We start from the raw sequence: 2,314 nt of genomic DNA on the forward strand, positions 1-2,314 counted from the left end.
CCAGAGGGTGCCTTTTAGCCAGAGGACGATGGTTGCGCAGATCAATAGGCCAGAAAGTTGAAGGTAATGAACTTCTTTCTTTTCGGTCATGTATAAAATTAGCGATGCCATCATTAAAGCTACTGATGTAAAAATTATTAGTATTCCTGTCTCGGTGCCAATGGTTTTATAGCCGAGTTCAAGTTTTATTGAGCCAAATACGCCTGTTCCCCAAGCGGCCCATATAAAGAAAAAACACATTATCTGAGATACAAATAATATATGTGGGGTCTTGCTGGAGTTCTGAAAGCGCCAGCGCCTGGCATCGCAATACACTTCCTGTTTTTCTCCACGTTCTTCCTGTCGCAGATAAACCCGATGCTCTTCGCACTCCAGTTGCAGGGTAATTTCCATGGCGGGATCCAGCCCGGCGTAATTGCCAAAGGCAATCTGGGTGTCGAACAGGCCGTTACGGTTGAGGTGGACGTACCTTGTCGGGGGCGGCATGGGTTCATGGCTGTCGCTTCGGTAGGCGCTATTGGCATAGGTGTTCATATCTGTCACTCATCGTCATCAAGGTGGAGTGCAAAGTTCTCAGCTTTGGGCGTTGCAAAAATGCCCTTGGCTTCCTGGCGGCGGTACCAGGTTTCGATGGTCAGTTCTTCGCTCAGTCGTGTCTTGATGACGCAGGGGTGTTGCTGCCAGGGGTAGCGCTGCAACTGTTCGTTCAGTTTCTTTTCTCCGTTCGATTTCCAGCCTCGGGTGGCCTGATCACGCCAGCGGCGGGGTTTGCGTTGGGTGCGTGCATCATGGGCGACCGTGACGGGGTCCAGGTGGCGGCTTTGTTCCAGCACGGGCAGGTCGGGCAAGGGCTGGGTGATGTCCATGTAACGTTGCAGGCAGTCCCAGAAGGCCAGGGCATTGGCTTTATCCAGCCCGAGGGTATGCAGCTTGGTGGCGAGACAGAGCCGGGTGTTGGTGTAGCGGTGATAAAGGGTGATCGCATAGTCGTGTGAACCGTAGCCGCTGGGCAGCAGCGTGATCACCGCATCGAACTCCTCGAACGGGGCGACGAACAGACGTCGGAAACGCCGCTTGAAACGCACCATCCCGTCAACCCGATTGAACTCGCTGCCGTCGTGGCGGCTGACTGTGCTGTACAGCCAGAGCAGGCAATCGAAACCGATGGCGCCCATGAAATAGAGAAAGGTGCCGAGCCAGAAGGCGATATGCATTTCGCTGCTGCCCCAGAGGGTGCCTTTTAGCCAGAGAACGATGGTTGTGCAGATAACGAGACCTGCAATCAGCACGTGGTGGAGATATTTATTTTCAGTCATGTGAAAAGTTAAAGTTCCGAACATTAATACTGTCGATATAAAAATCATTAGCAATGTGATTTCGGTGTCAGGATAGCCATATCCAAGCTCTACTTGGATTGGAAGAAAAATCCACGTACTCCATGGAACCCATATAAAGAAAAAGCACATTATTTGGGATACAAATAATATGTGTGGAATCTTGCTGGAGTTCTGAAAGCGCCAGCGCCTGGCATCGCAATACACTTCCTGTTTTTCTCCGTGTTCTTCCTGCTGCTGATAAAGCCGATGCTCTTCGCACTCCAGTTGTAGGGTGATTTCCATGGCCGGGTCCAGTCCGGCGTAATTGCCAAAGGCAATCTGGGTGTCGAACAGGCCGTTACGGTTGAGGTGGACGTACCTTGTCGGGGGCGGCATGGGTTCATGGCTGTCGCTTCGGTAGGCGCTATTGGCATAGGCGTTCATATCTGTCACTCATCGTCATCAAGGTGGAGTGCAAAGTTCTCAGCTTTGGGCGTTGCAAAAATGCCCTTGGCTTCCTGGCGGCGGTACCAGGCTTCGATGGTCAGTTCTTCGCTCAGTCGTGCCTTGATGACGCAGGGGTGCTGTTGCCATGGGTAGCGCTGCAACTGTTCGTTCAGCCTCTTTTCTCCGTTCGATTTCCAGCCTCGGGTGGCCTGATCACGCCAGCGGCGGGGTTTGCGTTGGGTATGAGCGTCATGGGCGACCGTGACGGGGTCCAGGTGGCGGCTTTGTTCCAGCACGGGCAGGTCGGGCAGGGGCTGAGTGATGTCCATGTAACGTTGCAGGCAGTCCCAGAAGGCCAGGGCATTGGCTTTATCCAGACCCAGGGTATGCAGCTTGGTAGCGAGACAGAGCCGGGTGTTGGTGTAGCGGTGATAAAGGGTGATCGCATAGTCGTGTGAACCGTAGCCGCTGGGCAGCAGCGTGATCACCGCATCGAACTCCTCGAACGGGGCGACGAACAGACGTCGGAAACGCCGCTTGAAACGCACCAT

At 53.6% G+C, this 2,314-nt stretch carries 1 protein-coding gene and 2 pseudogenes; all 3 read right to left on the reverse strand.

Annotated elements, in window-relative coordinates; all coding sequences use genetic code 11:
• Window positions 1–534, reverse strand: a pseudogene (locus ACIPY9_RS24510) (hypothetical protein); the annotation flags it as partial.
• Window positions 535–539: 5 nt separating this feature from the next.
• Window positions 540–1,760, reverse strand: coding sequence for a hypothetical protein (locus ACIPY9_RS24515; RefSeq protein WP_400707801.1), 1,221 nt, complete (start codon window positions 1,758–1,760; stop codon window positions 540–542).
• Window positions 1,761–1,765: 5 nt separating this feature from the next.
• A pseudogene (locus tag ACIPY9_RS24520) lies at window positions 1,766–2,314 on the reverse strand (hypothetical protein); the annotation flags it as partial.

Source organism: Pseudomonas sp. NPDC089734 (assembly GCF_044748865.1).
Classification (GTDB): domain Bacteria; phylum Pseudomonadota; class Gammaproteobacteria; order Pseudomonadales; family Pseudomonadaceae; genus Aquipseudomonas.